The 18,282-nt window shown below is 40.6% G+C and carries 14 protein-coding genes; 4 read left to right on the top strand and 10 right to left on the bottom strand.

The annotated features are described in order from the left end of the window. Positions 1-13: 13 nt before the first annotated feature. From H561_RS0100825 to gpmI, 3 genes are all read right to left on the bottom strand, one after another. Positions 14-445, bottom strand: coding sequence for a BT0820 family HAD-type phosphatase (locus tag H561_RS0100825; protein WP_027385269.1), 432 nt, complete (start codon positions 443-445; stop codon positions 14-16). A 90-nt stretch (positions 446-535) separates the two neighbouring features. Continuing rightward, positions 536-1,516, bottom strand: a complete 981-nt coding sequence (locus H561_RS0100820; protein ID WP_027385268.1) for an acyl-ACP desaturase — start codon at positions 1,514-1,516, stop codon at positions 536-538. A 141-nt stretch (positions 1,517-1,657) separates the two neighbouring features. Further along, entirely contained in the window at positions 1,658-3,199 is a 1,542-nt protein-coding gene (gene gpmI, locus H561_RS0100815) for a 2,3-bisphosphoglycerate-independent phosphoglycerate mutase (protein ID WP_027385267.1), read from the bottom strand. Positions 3,200-3,542: 343 nt separating this feature from the next. Here gpmI and H561_RS0100810 point away from each other — a divergent pair, with 343 nt between their 5' ends. Then, the gene (locus tag H561_RS0100810; protein ID WP_027385266.1) at positions 3,543-3,866 is read left to right on the top strand and encodes a translation initiation factor; all 324 of its coding nucleotides are present in this window, start codon (positions 3,543-3,545) and stop codon (positions 3,864-3,866) included. A 96-nt stretch (positions 3,867-3,962) separates the two neighbouring features. Here H561_RS0100810 and H561_RS0100805 read toward each other — a convergent pair whose 3' ends face one another. The 3 genes from H561_RS0100805 to H561_RS0100795 all read right to left on the bottom strand — a co-directional run bounded on the left by H561_RS0100805 (position 3,963) and on the right by H561_RS0100795 (position 9,174). Next, the gene (locus H561_RS0100805) at positions 3,963-4,862 is read right to left on the bottom strand and encodes a leucine-rich repeat domain-containing protein (RefSeq protein ID WP_027385265.1); all 900 of its coding nucleotides are present in this window, start codon (positions 4,860-4,862) and stop codon (positions 3,963-3,965) included. 56 nt (positions 4,863-4,918) lie between these two features. Continuing rightward, entirely contained in the window at positions 4,919-7,066 is a 2,148-nt protein-coding gene (locus tag H561_RS0100800) for an alkaline phosphatase PhoX (protein ID WP_027385264.1), read from the bottom strand. Between the two features lie 281 nt (positions 7,067-7,347). Next, a complete protein-coding gene (locus tag H561_RS0100795; protein WP_027385263.1) occupies positions 7,348-9,174 on the bottom strand; it encodes a cytochrome-c peroxidase in 1,827 nt (608 codons plus the stop codon). A gap of 280 nt (positions 9,175-9,454) precedes the next feature. Here H561_RS0100795 and H561_RS0100785 point away from each other — a divergent pair, with 280 nt between their 5' ends. From H561_RS0100785 to H561_RS0100775, 3 genes are all read left to right on the top strand, one after another. Next, entirely contained in the window at positions 9,455-10,309 is an 855-nt protein-coding gene (locus H561_RS0100785; protein ID WP_027385262.1) for a nucleoside phosphorylase, read from the top strand. 361 nt (positions 10,310-10,670) lie between these two features. Then, positions 10,671-10,970 carry a hypothetical protein gene (locus H561_RS0100780; RefSeq protein ID WP_027385261.1) on the top strand — a complete coding sequence of 100 codons (300 nt, stop codon included), beginning with the start codon at positions 10,671-10,673 and terminating at the stop codon, positions 10,968-10,970. Between the two features lie 119 nt (positions 10,971-11,089). Further along, positions 11,090-11,899, top strand: coding sequence for an enoyl-ACP reductase FabI (locus H561_RS0100775; RefSeq protein ID WP_027385260.1), 810 nt, complete (start codon positions 11,090-11,092; stop codon positions 11,897-11,899). 142 nt (positions 11,900-12,041) lie between these two features. Here the strand turns inward: H561_RS0100775 and H561_RS0100765 are convergent, their stop codons facing one another. The 4 genes from H561_RS0100765 to H561_RS0100750 all read right to left on the bottom strand — a co-directional run bounded on the left by H561_RS0100765 (position 12,042) and on the right by H561_RS0100750 (position 18,271). Continuing rightward, complete coding sequence (locus tag H561_RS0100765; RefSeq protein WP_027385259.1) at positions 12,042-13,481, bottom strand: glycoside hydrolase family 30 protein; 1,440 nt, start codon at positions 13,479-13,481, stop codon at positions 12,042-12,044. Positions 13,482-13,566: 85 nt separating this feature from the next. Next, the gene (locus H561_RS0100760; protein ID WP_228372201.1) at positions 13,567-14,376 is read right to left on the bottom strand and encodes a glycoside hydrolase family 16 protein; all 810 of its coding nucleotides are present in this window, start codon (positions 14,374-14,376) and stop codon (positions 13,567-13,569) included. 202 nt (positions 14,377-14,578) lie between these two features. Continuing rightward, a complete protein-coding gene (bglX, locus tag H561_RS0100755) occupies positions 14,579-16,801 on the bottom strand; it encodes a beta-glucosidase BglX (RefSeq protein ID WP_027385257.1) in 2,223 nt (740 codons plus the stop codon). Between the two features lie 9 nt (positions 16,802-16,810). After that, the gene (locus tag H561_RS0100750; protein WP_027385256.1) at positions 16,811-18,271 is read right to left on the bottom strand and encodes a glycoside hydrolase family 30 protein; all 1,461 of its coding nucleotides are present in this window, start codon (positions 18,269-18,271) and stop codon (positions 16,811-16,813) included. Between the last annotated feature and the right edge of the window lie 11 nt (positions 18,272-18,282).

Here is an 18,282-nt window from a genome sequence, read left to right as displayed (position 1 = left end):
CTAATTTCTTTATCTACCAGAATAATCCTTTTTTCTTTTCTTTTTTAAGTTTTGAGTAGGCCAGTACTTCTTTGCCTTCTACACGGAACTCTATTCTTTCCTGAATAATATTGTAGATCTCGCCCCAGCCCGGGAATCCGCCAAGATTCCTGTCATCGATAAACCAGTCTGCATCCAGTTTTCTCGATTGGTTTTCAGGATCAAAAGTTTCACCCTCAAAACTTGAATTGACGGCATAAAACTCAACGCCGTTTTTCTTGCAGAATTCTACCGCTTCATCCAGGGTTTTCCCATGCCGGTAGGTCCAGAGAATAAGCCTGTAGCCATCAGACTGAAGTTTTTTTAAAGTTTCGAACGCAAAAATTTTAGTCTTCCCAATTGCAGGATAAGCATCATCAACAATAGTTCCGTCAAAATCTACAGCGATTTTTTTATTATTCATCATTTGAATATACTTTTGAAAATGCAAAGATACAAATAAAAAAAGTGCCAGGGAAACCCGGCACTTTTACTTTTATTATTTACTTATACAGAATCAGCTTTTCACCCAGTTAAAATGGAACTGAAGATCCGGCGTTGAAATCCTGTCTGTAATCTTCTGAAGTCTTGAAGGAAGTTTCATCAAGTATTCCTGAGCTTTTTCAGCCTTTTCATTCAACCCTTTCACATGCTCAATTTTCCATTCATCCAGAAGGTCTTTCATGATATTGATATAATCCTGGCCCGTATACACCATGCATCTCTGAGCCGCATCTGAAAAATGGCCCCAAAGTTCTCCTGCTTTCTGCCCGGACTGTCTCATCATATGGGCAGGCATAACGATTTTTTTACGCATCATGTCTTCAAATGCAATAATCATCTCCGATGGATCGATTTCCATGATTTTTGTTACAAAATGCTTATACGCTTTTGCATGTCTTGCCTCATCGGCAGCAATAACGGCACACATTTTAGCCAGTTTGGTATTGCCTGACTGTTTAGCCAGAGTCCCTACCCTTCTGTGGGAGATATTGGTTGCTGTTTCCTGAAAGCTTGTATATATGAAATTTCTATATGGATCCATACTGGTTCCTAGATCGAAACCATCATTGATCAGATACTGGGTAGTGATCTCCATCTGTCTCATATTCACCCTTCCGCACAGATATAAATATTTACTTAAAAGATCACCGTGTCGGTTTTCTTCACCGGTCCATGCTCTTATCCAGTTGGCCCAGCCGATTTCTTTCTTTTCCTGATCAATCCCGTCAACGCCCATAAGCCATGATTCATAAGAAGGCAACGCTTCTTCGGTAATACAGTCACCGATTAAGGTTACAAACAAATCATAAGGCATTTCCCGCGCGAACGTCTGGATCTCTTCTAAGTCATGTTTAAAATCTGAGCTTGAAGGATCCGGAAGATAATCTGAAGGCTGCCATATTTTTTCAATTGGCGTTAAAAACTTTTCCAGAAAAGAACCGACTTCCTTTTCCAAAATCCCCATTACTTCTTTCCTTACGAGCTGTTGATACATTTTTAGATTTTAGAATTAAACTACAAAGTTATGATATTATTATTATTTAGGACATAATATTATTTCAATTCCTCCTGATATTAATCATAAATAATGCCATTATACATAATATAACGGCATTTTTCATGGAATAGTATGGTTTTAACTCACTAAAATATCACCGTTCATGATTTCCGGAATTTCCACACCCATAACTTTTAAAATAGTCGGAGCCACGTCCCCAAGCTTACCCGGTTTTAAATTCCAGGTATGTTCTTTATCCATTACGATAAAAGGAACAAGGTTGGTGGAATGCTGTGTGTTCGGGCTTCCGTCAGGGTTCATCATCACATCAGAATTCCCGTGATCGGCTAAGATGAATACCGCATATCCGTGTTCATATGCCGTTGTGGCTACTTTTTCGATGCAGTGGTCAACGGTTTCCGCAGCTGTTATGGCTGCCTGAAAGACGCCTGTATGGCCCACCATATCAGTATTGGCAAAATTTAAGCAAATGAAATCCGCAGTTTCGTTTTCCAGCTCCGGAAGAATAGCATTGGTTATGTCATAAGCAGACATTTCAGGCTTGAGATCATAGGTCGGAACATCCTTCGGACTCGGACAAAGCAGTCTTTTTTCACCGGCAAACGGCTCTTCCCGGCCTCCCGAGAAGAAAAATGTTACGTGAGGGTACTTTTCTGTCTCTGCAATTCTGATCTGTGTCTTGTGATTCCTTTCCAGTATTTCACCCATGGTTTCATGCAGTACTTCTTCATCAAAAACGACATGGACATTCTGGAAGGTTTTATCATAGTTTGTTAACGTCACATAATAAAGCGGCAGCTTCCTCATGAAATATTCCGGATTATCATGCTGGCAAAGAACCTCCGTGATTTCCCTTCCGCGGTCTGTACGGAAATTGAAAGAGATCACCACATCCTGATCATTAATTTTGGCTACAGGAACTACATTTCCGATAGCCGTAGAATCGATCATAATGATCGGCTTCATAAATTCATCGGTTATATTTTCCTCATAAGACTTCTGAATGGTCATTAAAGCATTGGTGGTCTGGTCCCCTACCCCTTCTACCATGGCATCATAGGCAATTTTCACGCGCTCCCAACGTTTGTCTCTGTCCATAGCGTAGTATCTTCCGACCACCGAAGCCAGTTTACCTACCGTTGTCTCCATATGGTTCTGAAGGTCTTCGATAAACCCTTTCCCGGAATGCGGATCACAGTCGCGGCCGTCTGTAAAAGCATGCACGAATACATTTTCATGCAAGCCGAATTCATGGGCTGCCGTGAGCAGGCCCTTTAAATGATTGATATGGGAGTGCACACCACCGTCTGATACCAGACCGATGAAGTGTACCTTTTTATTTTCTCTCTTAGCATATTCAAAAGCATCCTGAATCACTTTCTGCTTGCCCAGCGTTCCGTTTTCCACTGCCATATTCAGCTTTACCAGGTTTTGGTAGACCACTCTTCCCGCTCCGAGATTCATGTGCCCCACTTCAGAATTGCCCATTTGCCCCAAAGGCAGCCCAACAGCCAGCCCGCTTGCTTCAAGCGTGGTGTTCGGGAAATTTTTAAGACAGCTATCGATAAACGGTGTATTGGCCTGGTCTATTGCGGAAACGGCAGGATTCTGGCCCAGCCCCCATCCGTCAAGGATTGCTAATATTGCTTTTTTTGACATTTTGTATAAACTTTTGTATCACAAATTTATTTAATTTGAAATGAATCGAAGAATTTGAACAACTTAAATTTTTATTAAAAGATTTGAGCTGTTCAAATTTATTTTAAAAAGATAATTTCTTACAGATTATTAGATTGCCCAGATTTATGTTCATTTAAATCTGTTTAATCTAAAAAATAGCGGGAACATATAAGTTTTAAAACGTTTTTTATAAACTTCCGATACTGAAGTGTAAACAGGTTCTTGGTTTCTTCCTGAATTGGGTGAGCCTTCATTTAAACAGGTTTTAGTCTTCTCAGTTCATTATCTTTCTTTGCCTTGAATATTTTATTAATTTTACAGCATGGATTTACGAGACCAACTGAAAAACCTTTTTCCTGAACATGAAGAAAAGGATTTTAAAATGCCCGAAGAGCAGTTTAAGCAGCAGGAACCGCTGGTATGCAAGTTTGAAAAGAAAGGCAGAAACGGAAAGCCGGTAACTATTGTCGAAGGCTGGGAAGGCAGTGAAGAAGAATTGAAAAACATTTCTAAAAAAATAAAAACCACCTTGGGAATCGGTGGTTCTGAAAAGGACGGAACGATCATTATTCAGGGTGATAACCGTGATAAGATCATGAATATCCTAAAAGAAATGGGCTATAAAACCAAGAGGGTCGGCGGATAAAAGAACGTATGCTGACTTTAGCTTTCTGCTAAACCAAACTGTACACCCAATGATAGATTTGGTATCTTTTGCGGGTAGATATCTGAGTCAACAATTTTAGAAATAAATCTGCGTTTGCGGCATCAGGGCTCTTAATTTTTCAACGGTTGATTTTTCCATCGGGTTTCCGGTTAATATGAGTGTCTTAAGATTCTTTAATTTTGAAAATCCGGCTGGAAGATCTTTTAAATTATTGTTTGCCAGATTCATACTGACCACATTCTTCAGGCCTTTTACTTCAGGCGTAATTTCTCCGATCTTGTTATTGCTTACATTTAAAAACTCAAGGTTCCTGCACTGAAACAGTTTTTCAGGAAGTCTTGAGATGGAATTATGCTGCAGTTCAAGGTATTTTAACGATTTTGGAAATTCCAGGTTTTCCATATCGTTAATCTGATTGGAAGAAAGGTTCAATGATTTTAAATTTCTGATCTTATCCAGGTCCTTTGCAATAAAACTGATCTGGTTTCCCTGCAGGTTGATCTCTTCCAGGCTTGGAATCCGCATTAATGCTTCGGGGAAAATATTCAGGTTATTGGCATCGAGATGGATTACTTTCAGCTTCTGAAGCTCAGCAACGTGTGGATTGATGCTGGTAAGACTGTTCAGGTTTATTGAAAAACTTTCCAGTTTCCGGAGTTGACTTATTTCGTCGGGGATATATTTGATGCTGTTTTCATTCAGGTTTAAGATCGTCAGTTCTTTCAGCGTAAAGATTGATTCATCCATCTTTTCAAATTTATTTTCCATTAAATTCAGGAAAAATACAGAATCCAGCTGCTGGATCTCAGAAGGAAGATTAAACATTCCCTTACCCCTTAAACTCATGCTGTAAACGGTTTTGCCGCTTTTCAATGCTTCGTCAATGTTGGTATAGGTCGGGTATTTTATCGGATCAATCTGAGCTTTTACCTGTGAAAGAGCTGCAATGGAAATTAAAAAAAACAGTTTTTTCATACATCAAAAAAACTACCGGCAACAAAATGTCGCCGGCAGTATTGGAAATTATATCGTTATTTTTTCAAAAGCTTTACCGTCTGCTGGAATCCTCCTTCCGCTTCGATGTTTAGAATCAAAACTTTTGAAGCTTCAAGCTGATGCGTAAAATCAAGGTCCAACGCTTTGTTAGTCCCTGAATATTTCTGGGTGAAAACAATTTTACCGTCGATGCTGTAGGCGGTAACAGCAATGTTTTTCAGTCCTTTCGGTGAATTGATCTTTACGATCCCTGACGTCGGGTTCGGAGCTACCGTTACCGTATTTTCTACCTGTGTGTCAATAGCAGCCAAAGAACCTGCTGTTCCTAGATTATTTTTAAGAGCAATCACAACCGTAGCAGACTTCCCTCTGTAATCTATTGTATTTCCTGTGGCATCAACATCTGTAGAAATGGTAGAATCCGGATGCTGAACCGAGAAGAATCCGAATTTATGATCCGGCGTAAAAGTAAGCCCTGTAGGTTCTGACCCTGCAGGCATGGAAGCAAACAGTTTCACTTTCGGGTTGGCCTGCGTATGATCAGGAGCAATTACCCAGATATAGTTTTTACCACCGTCCTGAAGCACCCAAAGGTTACCCAGTTCGTCAAAGGTAAGGTTGTCGTTCCCGTCTCCCCATACTTCGGTTTTTGTTCCCTGAGCCGTATCAAAAGAATAGTTTGTGGAAAGTCCTCCGACAAATGTTTCTACCTGGGAAGCTGTGGTTCCGTTATCCTGAAGCCTGTATACTTTATTCAATCCTTTGGCGGTAAAGTAAATTTTACCATCCAGCGGACTGATGTCCACATCTTCGATCCCGTTGAAAGAAGTTCCGCCCAGCGACTGCGCTAAGGAAGTTGTATTGTTCTGGTCGGCTTTTGTTTTGTTGGGAACCTGAACCCAAGTTGCTGTCGTGGCTACAGGATCTCCGCCGCTTAATCCCTGATCCAGCTTCAATACATAAAGATTTCCTGAAGAAAGGTTGTTCGGAGTATCCATCACATATTTGTATACCATGTGGGTCCCGCCGTCTTCACCGTAATAAGCGATCGTCCCGGCATTATTCACTACAACATTTTCGTGGTTCATAATTCCCATCTGCCAGAGCTTCCCTTTAGAACCGTCTGCATTCTGAGATATCACCTGGGCTGTTGCAGGATCAATCTCTACCAGCCAGCCGTAATCCTTCATTCCGTCACCGTTAACATCGCTTGAAGTTGTCTGTTCTTCAGCAGTGACTACCGTTCCCCAAGGCGTTATCCCTCCGGAACAGTTTCTTATGGTCTGAACCAGGCTCGGAGACGAGAAGCTTACCGCTCTTGACCTCGACAATTGCCAAAGCTTTGTAACAGCATTATAATTGATTTCCGCCATGGTAATCCCACCTGGATTCGTTTCGTGGTTTACAGAAAGATACCCGTTGGTGCTGCTTGCATTTTTTGCAACGTAAGCCGTGAAATCATTCTGACCGCCTACCAATCCTCCGCCTTCGGTGTAATTATCGCCTTCTTTTAAAATCAGCTGGTATTTGTGTTCAGCCGGAATAAGTAATTTATTAGTCTGTGCGGTCGGAACGATAGAGGTAAAACAGCTGATGTGGTTCGCGTTACAAGGAACCGGTGTTGTTGTAGTGACTACTGTTTTAAGGTAAGCATCGATTCTTAAATCTGAACTTGATGCGCCTCTGTTGTGCAGCTCGATAGAAATCCTGTTGTTTCCGTTAACAAATTTGGATTTCGGGATAGAAAAAACATTGTATACACTTTCTGCAGCACCGTCAACCGTTGTACTGGATAATGTAGTAAATTCAATGGTTCCGGCCGGCATATTATCCCGTACGATTTCTTCACCGTTCAGGTACACCACGATACCGTCATCTCTCATAACGCCCAATTCCATAGAAGCGGAAAGATCATTCAGGTTAACCGTAAAATCTTTTGCAAAATAGGCCGTAACAAGACCTGTGGCCGTTGTCGTTGTTACCGGATCACCATAACCGAGAGGTCCGTTCCCCTGAGGCCACGCAGAAACATTATAATCGGTATCTTTCCACTGGGCGGCCAGCGCGGTATTGCCGTCATTGTATTTCCATGAAGAATTCTTGTTAAAAACAAAAGTCTGGGCATTCAAGAATGAGCTTGTCATCAACGCAAGCGCTGCCACTGTAAGTAATTTTCTTTTCATTTCAAATTTCGATTTATTGAACGTTGCAAAGCTATTTTTTTACCGGGAACCCGCTGTTAATAGGAGTTTAAATAAACATTGCCGAATATTAATTAATAGGGAACCGAATATTAAGGAGATGAATCGTATGTTAAATTAAGGGATGATGGCGACCACTGAATTTTGCTTTATCAATAATGAAATTTCTAAACTGATCAACTGGGGCGCATTTATTCTATTCTAAAGAAATCAGAATGGGTTAAGCCGCTGTGAACCGATCATTCAGCGTTCGGAATTCATATTTATTTTCTGCTTACATCGGTCAGCGAGTTCAGGAATGCAATGATCTGCCCGATCTCTGTTTTTGTCAGGTTCAGTTTATCCGGAGCCAGCGTCTGGTTTTTAACGGGCAGGCCGAGCCCTTCCCCTCCGCCTTCATTATAGAAGTCCATTACTTCTTCCAGCGTATTGAATGCGCCGTTGTGGAAATACGGTTTTGTCAGTTCAATATTTCTTACCGTCACTGTTTTAAAGGAATTCTCGTAAATCCATGAATTTTCTTTTTTTACCGGGCTGTTGAGCCTTCCTTTATCTGCATCCAACCGGAGCGGCTTCTGACTGACCGGTTTTGCAGTAATTCCTAAAACTTCAGACTCATTTTCATTAAATAACGGCGGCACCAGTCCTGAAAAATTAGGCACAAAATGACATGTGGCGCAGTTGGCTTTCCCCATAAACAGGTTAAAACCTTTTTTCGCATCAGAAGAAATATCTTTTTCACTGCGCATGAAGCGGTCAAAATCACTATCATAGGAATACAATGAGGCCACATAAGAACTTAAGGCTTTGGAAAAATTTTCTTTGCTGATATTCCCGTTTTTAAAGGCTTTTTTAAACGCCTTTCTGTATTCAGGTTTTGTTTTTAATTTTTTAATGATGCTTTCATAGCTGGTATTGAATTCATCTTTATTGTAGATTACATGTTCTGCCTGCTGTTCCAGGTAAAAAGCCCGTAAATCGTAGAAAAATCTCTTGGCAAAAACGGCATTGTATAGAGACGGAGAGTTCCGCAATACGGTTTTCCCTTCTACATTGCTTGGAGATTTCGCTTTCAGATCCGTAAAGGCATTTTCCGGGAGGTGGCAGGTGGCACAGCTCATTTTCCCGTTATCACTGACTCCCTGATCAAAGAAAATCTCTTTTCCCAGTTTTCTCAATTCCGGATTATCATCTTCCTTTTTTAAAAGGGTATAAAAATAGGGATCCAGGAAATCACTGCTGAAAAAATTTTTATTGCCGGCATTCCATCCTGAAAATTCTTTCAGGTCATCACTTCTTCCGTCCCAGTTTCCGAATTCTTCGTATAAAGGCTGTATGTATTTTTTATAAAATGCAATCCTGTCAAAGGTTTCAAAATCTTTATTCTTCGATAAATAATTAATGGCCTCTTTTAAAATGGTATCTGCTTTCTGAACATTATAATTTTTAAAATAAGGATCATCATTGATGTATTTATTCATTCCTGAAAAAGCATGCGCGGCTTCTTCGGAAATATTCAAAGAGCCCGGCGTATCAAAACCCGTTATGCCCAGACTGTATATTCTGATAAGCTCGATTCTCAACGGTAAGGTTTTGTTATTCCCTTTACTTAATCCGTTTTTAACGGAACTTAAATAGAAACCCGCGTAACTGTTGTATAAGAAATCAGTGATGGTTTTGATTTCTTCTTTATGGTCTGCCGCTTCATCGGAAAACACAAGCTCATCCAGTACCTGCAGACCTTCCGGGGGAAGCGTATATGCCGTCGTTCCCGCTGCTTCAATATGGAATAAAGGAGCAGCATTAAGATGGGTTTTTGTAAATTCAGGGTAATGATAAGCTACATAGAATTCTATTTCTTTAAAAGAATTTCTCGTATTTTTCAGGGATTGCTGTAAGTCGGTAAGCGAAATGTGATCTTCTGAAAACTGATGAGCATCTGATTTCAGCTGCTCCAGTTTGTTTTTAAAGTCTGCCAGCCCTTTATTAATCACTGTATTCTCAGTTTCCATCCCTTTGTGAACAGGATTGAAAGACATCACCGCAAAACCTATCAACAGAATAACAATGGCCAAAGGGTAAAATTTCATGATAATTTTTGCGCAAAACTACCGATAGACAGCGGATCCGATGTTACTACAGTTTTAAATTTGAATTAAATAATGGGTATCTTTTAAAACCGGTTGCTGCTTTTTAGGATTCGATGCATTGGCCGTAACAGCCTTCAGGTTAATTTTTTTTACTAATTTTAAACTCCTAATCATATTCATTATTAGCAAACGGCCAGCTTCTTTTTGGCTATGGTTTTAAATGATGGTGAAGAAGTTTGGGACGGATTTTAAAACAACCTTTAATTCAAATAAAAAATATATGCTTAATAAACTGGCGGCTTCAGAACTGGTTCTGAACGATGACGGAAGTGTTTACCACCTTAACCTTTTACCTGAAGATATTGCTGAAAAGATTATTCTCGTAGGTGACCCCGACCGTGTGGCGAAAGTTTCGGCCTATTTCGATACGGTGGAGATCAGGAAAAACAAAAGGGAATTTTATACGCACACGGGAACATTGCGCGGCGAAAGGATTACCGTGATGTCAACAGGGATTGGCACCGAGAACATTGACATTGTCATGAATGAACTGGATGCTTTGGTGAACATTGATCTTAAAAATAAAATGTTTAAAACGGAGCATTCGGCATTGCAGCTTTTCAGGATGGGAACCTGCGGAAGTGTAAACCCTGATGTTCAGGTGGATAATATGCTGGTGACCCAAAACGTGGTAGGACTGGACGGGCTTATGCATTTTTACCCGGATTATGAATTTGAAAATGACTTCTCAAAAAATTTCATGGAAAAATTCCCTTACCCCAAAATTAAGCCGATGCTTTATTTTTCGGATTGGGCAGAAGAACTGGGCGATTTATACAAGGATGCGAAATACCACGGCAATACCGCCACCTTTCCGGGATTCTATGCACCGCAGGGAAGGCAGCTTCGCCTGAAATCCGTAGATGACCAGTTTCTGGAAACACTGAATGACCTCGGCGTAACGAATTTTGAAATGGAAACGTCTGCGATTTATGCACTTTCCAAATTGCTGGGGCATAAAGCCATTACCGTAAACAATGTCATTGCCAACAGAAGGCGCGGCGAGTTCTCGGCAAATCACCATGGTTCGGAGAAAAAGCTGATCACATGGGTATTGGACAGAATTATTAAATAATATTTCAAATAGTATTTTTAATAAATATAATATCAGCATAAGATAAAAAGGATTTCAATATTGAAATCCTTTTTCATTAACTGCTACGGTACATTTTAAAATTAAAGTCTATCAGAACCTTTGTACTTCATTGTATTACAATTCATTTACTGTTACACAAAAGTCAATAAGTAAGGGTTGTACGTAATTTGTGAAATAGTTGATATCAAAGTCAATTTTTGGCTTTAAAAAGAAATCATAATACCTCTGAAATTCCGAGCCAAAACTTTTATGAAAAATTTAACAGTATGCAAAAAATTTAGGAATACTTATTGTTTGTTGATAAATATCAATAAAAATAATCAAACAAAATATTACAGTTATGAACAATTCAGATTACAACAAAGCGGAAAATGCAGTTAACAATACAGAAGATTCATTGAAAAGCACGGCAAACGATGCAAAATGGAAAGTTGAGGAGCTGGCTGACAGAGCGAAAGATTATATTAATGAAAAAAGGAATAATGATGAAGAGGCACAACAGGAAGACTGGTTTGACAGAGTGAAAAACAATGCATCAGATGCATGGGATAATATCAAGGATAAAGCAAATGATGCATGGGAAAAGACCAAAGATGCATCAGAAGATGTAAAAGCAGAATGGAATAAGAAGACCAATTAAAATTTCAGTCATATAAATATTTTCAATAAAACGGAGCCTTATATAAAAAGGCTCCGTTTTTTATTATGCCATCAGCACAAATATTGCTACATTTGTAAATTAATAAACATTAAAAAATTATGTCATACGGTTTACTTAAAGGCAAAAAGGGGATTATTTTCGGAGCCCTTAATGAACAATCAATCGCATGGAAAGTTGCAGAGAGATGTCATGAAGAAGGTGCTGAATTTATATTATCCAATGCTCCTATTGCATTAAGAATGGGAGAACTTAACGGTTTAGCAGAAAAAACAGGATCTGAAGTGATCGGCGCAGATGCCACTTCTATTGAAGATCTGGAAAAACTTTTTGATGCTGCCGTTGCTAAATTCGGTAAAATCGACTTTATTCTTCACTCTATCGGAATGTCTATCAACGTAAGAAAAGGAAAACCCTATACCGAAATGAATTACGACTGGCTGGAAAAAGGCTGGGATATTTCAGCGGTTTCTTTTCACAAGGTGATGCGTGTTGCTTATGAAAAAGACTGTATGAATGAATGGGGAAGTATTTTGGCGCTTTCTTACATTGCCGCCCAGAGAACGTTTCCTGATTATAATGATATGTCAGATAACAAGGCTTATCTTGAAAGCATTGCCAGAACCTTCGGAAACTACTGGGGAGAAAGAAAAGTACGGGTCAACACCGTTTCTCAGTCACCAACGCCTACCACTGCCGGAAGCGGTGTGAAAGGTTTCGGAAGTTTCCTGGGCTTTGCAGAAGATATGTCTCCGCTGGGGAATGCTACGGCTCTTGAATGTGCCGACTACTGTGTAACACTTTTCTCTGACCTTACTAAAAAAGTAACCATGCAGAACCTTTTCCATGACGGAGGCTTCAGCAGTACCGGGGTTACGCAGAAAGTGATCAGGAAATATGACACCGAATAATTATTATTGAAATATTTTTATAACATACTCCCCATGCCGAAACAAATTGTTTCGGCTTTTTTATCTGCAGGAAATTTTAATAGGAAAGCGGCGGCACCTTTAGTGCCGCCGCTTCTAAAAAAATAATCTAATATGAAGTCTTTTATAAAATAACCGTCTGTATCGAATGCGCGGGAGCTGACAGCTTAGCCGACATTCCTTCAATCCAAAGATTCGTATCAATGTCCTGATCGGAATCATTCATGATGACAGTAACCAATTGTCCGTTTTCATTCATAAACGTTGTGGAGGTCAGAGCAGCCCTGTTGGATGAACTTCCGATTCTTTGGGCATTGGGCTTGATGAATTTTGAAACATGGCCTACATAATAATATTCATAGGTATAATGAACCTCTCCGGTTTTAGTATCAGCGATGATGGGTGCGAAACAGAAATTCCCGACATGATTCGGGCCGCCGGTTTCGTCCAGGAGGACATTCCAGTCGGTCCATAAAGCGGTTCCTTTATTAAAATCGTTGATCATATTCCTTCCGTACAATTCCCCTAAACTGACGTCGTAAATTTTAGCCATATCAAACTGTTCTTTACAGCCTTCCGTAAAGGCAAGGAATTTATCCGGAAAAGCCCTTTGGGTTTCCAGTAAATTATCGAAAAGCTGGGTTTTGTTATTCCAGGTTTCATACCAGTGATATCCGATTCCTGAAGCATATTTTGAAGTTTCGGGATCGCTTAAGGTGGTGGTTGCTCTCTGATAGATCAGGTCACGGTTATGATCCCAGATCATTACTTTTTTATCTTTATAGCCGTTTTTCCAAAGCGTTGGGCCGAGATTTTTCTTAAGGAACTTCCCTTCTTCGTCTGCGGTATAAATACAGGATTCCCAAGTCTGTGTTGCCATCGGCTCATTCTGGATTGTCAGTCCCCAGATGTTAATCCCTCTTTTTTCGTATTCTTTAATGAATTTAATATAATAATCTGCCCAGGTCTGATAGAAGGTGTTATCCAGCCTTCCTCCTTTCAGCATGCTTTTGTTCGATTTCATCCAGGCCGGTGGACTCCAGGGTGAAAAATAAAAGGTAAAATCATTGCCGATCGCTTTCTGCGCTTCTTTGATCATCGGAATCTTAAATTTTTCATCATGCGCTACATTAAATGATTTCAATGAAGCATCATTGTCCTGAACATAGGTATAAGAATCGCTTGAGAAATCACATGAGTTCATATTAGTACGGACAACCGTATATCCTAATCCATTTTTTCCGTAATAGGCATCAATAATTTCTTTCTGCTTATTTTTAGGGAGTTTGTAAAAAGTTTCGGCTGAAGCATCCGTAATGGCGCCCCCGATTCCGATTAATTTCTGATATTTAAAATCCGGATCCACAAAAATACAGGCATCCGTTTCTTTCGGCTGAGCCATCTTCTCGAATTTTACAGTCCCTTTATCAACCATTTTTTCGTTCGTCTTAGAACCGGTAAAAATTACTTTTGCCGGTTTCCCTGCATTTTTTTTCCAGTAATTCTGAGCATTGGCATTTACAGCCATTCCTGCTACCAAACAACTTACAATAAGTTTCTTCATTTCTTTCTTCTTTCTGTTTTACTACTCTAATGATCTAATTCGTTAGAAATTCTCCTGAATTTTCAGCTCTTTTATAAAAGCAATTTTAATAGGAGCCGTTTTTATAAACCCTTACGTAATCGATGTAATACTTCTGGGGGAAAATGGTATCATCGATCCCTTCTTTCCCGCCCCAGAACCCTCCGATTGCCAGGTTTAAAATAATAAAATACGGCTGGTCAAAAGGCCATGCCGAATAAGTTTTCTCTATATTTTCACATGTAAAGAACTTCTGGTTATCAACATAAGCATCAATTCTTTTCGGGGTCCAGTCTAATTTATAGACATGGAATTTTTCACTGGCATCCTTCACAAAGACCGTATCCGTTTTCTGGGTATTGATTTTATGGTTATAATTTTTGGTATGGACCGATGCATGAATATATCCCTGGTTATAGCCTACATGTTCCATAATATCCAATTCCCCGTCATTCGGCCAGGTCCTCATCTTTTCGCTCAGCATCCAGATAGCCGGCCACGTGCCGCGCCCTTTCGGAAGTTTGGCACGAACTTCTACCGTTCCGTACTGAAAGGAAAACTTCCCTTTGGTTAAAAGCCTCGCTGAAGTATATTTATTATCTTCCCAGTTTTCTTTCCTGGCTTCAATCACCAGGTTTCCCTTTTCCATTCTTGCATTTTCCGTACGGTTTTTAGTATAAAACTGGGATTCTTCATTTCCGAAACCACTGCCGCCGACATCGTAATTCCATTTTGATGGATCGGGTAAACCTTTTCCGTTGAACTCATCGTTCCATATCAGTTTTCTGTTAGGATCAGGCTGATTTGCAGCACAATCCGAAAGAGAAAAAAGCAGTATTCCCCCGATGAGCAGATTAAAAATAGGTTGGAATTTCATTCTCATGATCTAATATTAAAAGTTAGTTCTGTCATTCTGAGGTATGAATAGTCTCTTCTCATAACGATTTCAGAGATTCTCCATCTTCCCTACTTTGTTCAAAATGACAGCAGTTCCCATTCAGTTCCATTAAAAAATTAATGTCTGTTACCGCCAAAAGCGGGTTTCATCCCGCTCTCAGTGAAGTAAAAGTAACTATTATTTATTTTAACCAATTGATTTTTTTTGTCTGAACCTGTTGTGAATCGGTTCCGACCATGATCTCAAATTCTCCGGCTTCCCAGTCATAGTTCAATTCATCATCATAAAATTTGAGATTTTCCGGAGTCAGTGTAAAGTTTACCGTTTTGCTTTCTCCTTTTCTGATGAATACTTTCCGGAAACCTTTCAGCTCTTTTACAGGCCTTACGACTTTGCCTACCAGATCCCTGAGGTACATCTGCACCACTTCTTCACCGTCATAATTCCCGGTATTGGCAATGTTGACACTGATATTCAACGTCTGGTTCCCCTTAAGGTCTGCGGCACTTAAATTCATGTCAGAATATTTAAAATTCGTGTAGCTTAAACCGTATCCGAACGGAAATTTCGGGTCATTATCCAGATCAATATAAGCAGAAACGTAATTTCTGTCGGTATTATTTTTAGCCGGCCTTCCGGTATTGTAATGATTGTAATATACCGGAATCTGACCTTCCGTTCTTGGAAACGTCATCGGAAGTTTCCCGGCCGGATTTACGGTTCCGAAAAGCACATCTGCAATAGCGTTTCCGGCTTCCGTTCCCAGCCACCAGGTATACATAATCGCAGGAATGTTGTCAGCAGCCCAGTCGAATACCAAAGGCCTTCCGGCATTGATCATCAGCACAACCGGTTTTCCGGTTTTGGCAATTTCTTTTAGCAAATCTCCCTGAACTCCCGAAAAACGGATACTGCTTCTGCTTTTGGCCTCGCCGCTCATGGCATGACCTTCACCCAAAGTCATAATCACAACGTCTGCTTTTTTTGCCGTTTCCACCGCTTCGGCAAACATGGATTTGTCCTGGTCATCAACATTGGCTCCTTTTGCATAGAGTAATGTCGAATTTTTATCCAACTGATCTTTAATCCCGTCAAACTGCGTCACAATCCTCTGGCTGTCATCCTTAAAAGCGACTGACCAAAACCCGTGATTCGCAACCGTCTCTTTTCCGAAAGGCCCGATTAGTGCCACGGTTTTTACAGATCTTGAAAGCGGAAGAATATTTTTTTGATTCTTTAATAAAACAATACTTTTCGAACCGAATTCCCTTCCGAACTTTCTGTTTTCTTTATTGTTTAACTGCTCTTTCTGTCTTTTTTCATTGCTGAACCGGTAAGGATCATCAAACAGCCCCATTTCAAATTTTTTAAGTAAAATCCTTCTGGCTGCATCATCAATTAACTTGGGATCCACTTTCCCTTCCTGAACCAATTTAGGAAGTTCGGCCATGTAGGCACGGCTTTCCATATCCATATCGCTTCCGGCAAGAATGGCTTTTTCCGAAGCTTCTTTATTGTCTTTTGCGTACCCGTGAGGCACCATCTCACCGATGCTTCCCCAGTCTGAGACCACAAAACCCTGATAGTTCCATTGGCCTTTCAATAAGTCTCTCAGGATATATTTGTTCGCCGTTGCGGGAATTCCGTTAATGTCATTGAAAGAATTCATGAACGTGGCCACACCGGCTTCTGCCGCTGCTTTAAAAGGCGGCAGATAAGTCTCATTCAACTGGCGTAAACTCATGTCGACTGAATTGTAATCTCTTCCGCCGACTGCCCCTCCATAGGCGGCAAAATGTTTTGCACAGGCCATTATCGCATCAAGGTTTCCAAGACCTTTTCCCTGAAACCCCCTGATTCTTGCCAGACCGATCTGGGTTCCCAAATACGTATCTTCCCCTGAACCTTCCATCACCCTGCCCCATCTCGGGTCTCTGGCAATGTCGACCATCGGAGCAAATGTCCAGTGGATTCCGTACGCCGAGGCTTCCGTAGCCGCAATCCTTTCTGATTTTTCTATCAAAGCCAGATCCCAGCTTGCTGCCTGCCCCAGGTTCACGGGAAACGTTGTCCGGTACCCGTGGATCACATCCTGGCCGAACAGCAAAGGAATTTTTAGCCTTGACTGTAAAGCCAGCTTCTGGAAATTCCTGGTTTCTTCAGCACCTGATACATTGAGCATAGAACCTACTTTTCCTTTTTTAATTTCATCTAAAACCGTTGCCGAATTGGAATTCTGAGGGCCTGTGGCGTATTCAAAACCGCTGTACTGAACCAGCTGCCCTACTTTTTCCTCCAACGTCATTTTAGACAACAGCTCAGAAACTTTCTGATCTATTGTCTTTTGCCCGAATACATTTATTCCGAATGCTGATAATAGTAATACGAATGAAATTTTCCTCATGGTTTTACTTTAAAAAATATAGGTCGCTGTAGAAATTCCGGGCATGGTAACGGAAGCGGTTTTCTGATTATACTTAATACTAAATGCCTTGTCTCCGGAATTGCTGTTCTGTACAATTAAAACCGTTTTTCCCTGAGGTGTTTTAAAAGCTACCGTTGAAAGGTTATCTCCCTGTGTAGAGGCGATTCTCTGAGAATTTGCCGGAACAAATTTTGAAGCATGGGCAATGATATAATAGGCTACATTTTTTTCATATCCCGATGCGCCAGTAATGGTAACAGCACCTTTACATTGCGTACATCCGCCCGGCGTATGCGGCCCGAACGATGCATCATTAGCGACATTCCATTCTAGTGCATTCCTGCTCCAGTTCCTCATGGAACCGATAATAATGTTTTTCACATGCCAGTCCAGATCTCCTGAGAAATTTCCTGTAGAGCTTGTCCATTGTTCGGTGAAATACACATTTTTATTCGGGAACAGATTATGTACGGTTCCTAAAGCGGAAATATCACCGGAATATAAATGAAATGCTGAACCGTCTACAAAAGGATTTGCTGCGGGATCATTTAAAACAGCCAAAGGATAGGCCGGATTATCACAATTATGATCATAGGCAATAATCTTGGTATTGATATTGGCAGCCTGGAAAGCGGGACCTAAATGAGCTTTAATAAAAGTTGCCTGATCTCCTGCTGCCATGTACATGCTCGGATTATTGCCGGGATGCAGAGGTTCATTCTGAGGCGTAATGGCATCAATCTTAATTCCCTCAACCTGCATGGCCTGAATATATTTTACAAAGTATTTGGCATAAACACTGTAATATTCTGGTTTTAAGCTTCCGCCGATACTGTTTCCGTTGTCTTTCATCCACACCGGAGCCGTCCATGGCGTAGCGAGGATTTTGATATTGGGGTTGATCACCAGGATATCTTTTAACATCTGAATAACAGCCTGGTCTTTTGTAAGGCTGAACTGTAAAAGATTTGCATCCGTCTGTCCGGCTGGTAAATCATTATAAGTAAAAACTTCACTGTTAAGATCCGAAGCGCCGATACTGATTCTTAAGTAGCTTACTCCGATTCCTGAACTGCTGAACAGGTCATTTAACAGTTCCTGTTTTTTGGCTGTACCCAGCTGATTGATGACCTGCACACTTCCTCCTGTGAGGGTATAGCCGAAACCGTCCACGGTCTGGAAAACCTGTGAAGCATCTACTTCAATAATTGTTCCCGTACCTGTAGTTCCGGAAAAGGCTGCATTGCCCTGTTGCTGAAGTTTTATCGACTGGTCTCCTTTTGTGAGCCATACCTGTACAGGATCCCCTGTGCCGGTTCCACCGCCATTTCCGGGATTATCATTATTTGACAAATCCGAAGAAGTACTGCTGCAGTTAAAAAAAGAAAGAAGTGCTACACCGCAAAGTGCAGCACCTCTAAAGAAACTATATGAATATTGTGAAATCATATTGAAATTTG

The sequence above is a fragment of the Chryseobacterium gregarium DSM 19109 genome, from assembly GCF_000430845.1.
In the GTDB taxonomy this organism is placed as follows: Bacteria; Bacteroidota; Bacteroidia; order Flavobacteriales; family Weeksellaceae; genus Chryseobacterium; species Chryseobacterium gregarium.
The sequence above is the reverse complement of the archived record's forward strand: the minus strand, read 5'-3'. Positions and strand labels throughout refer to the sequence as shown.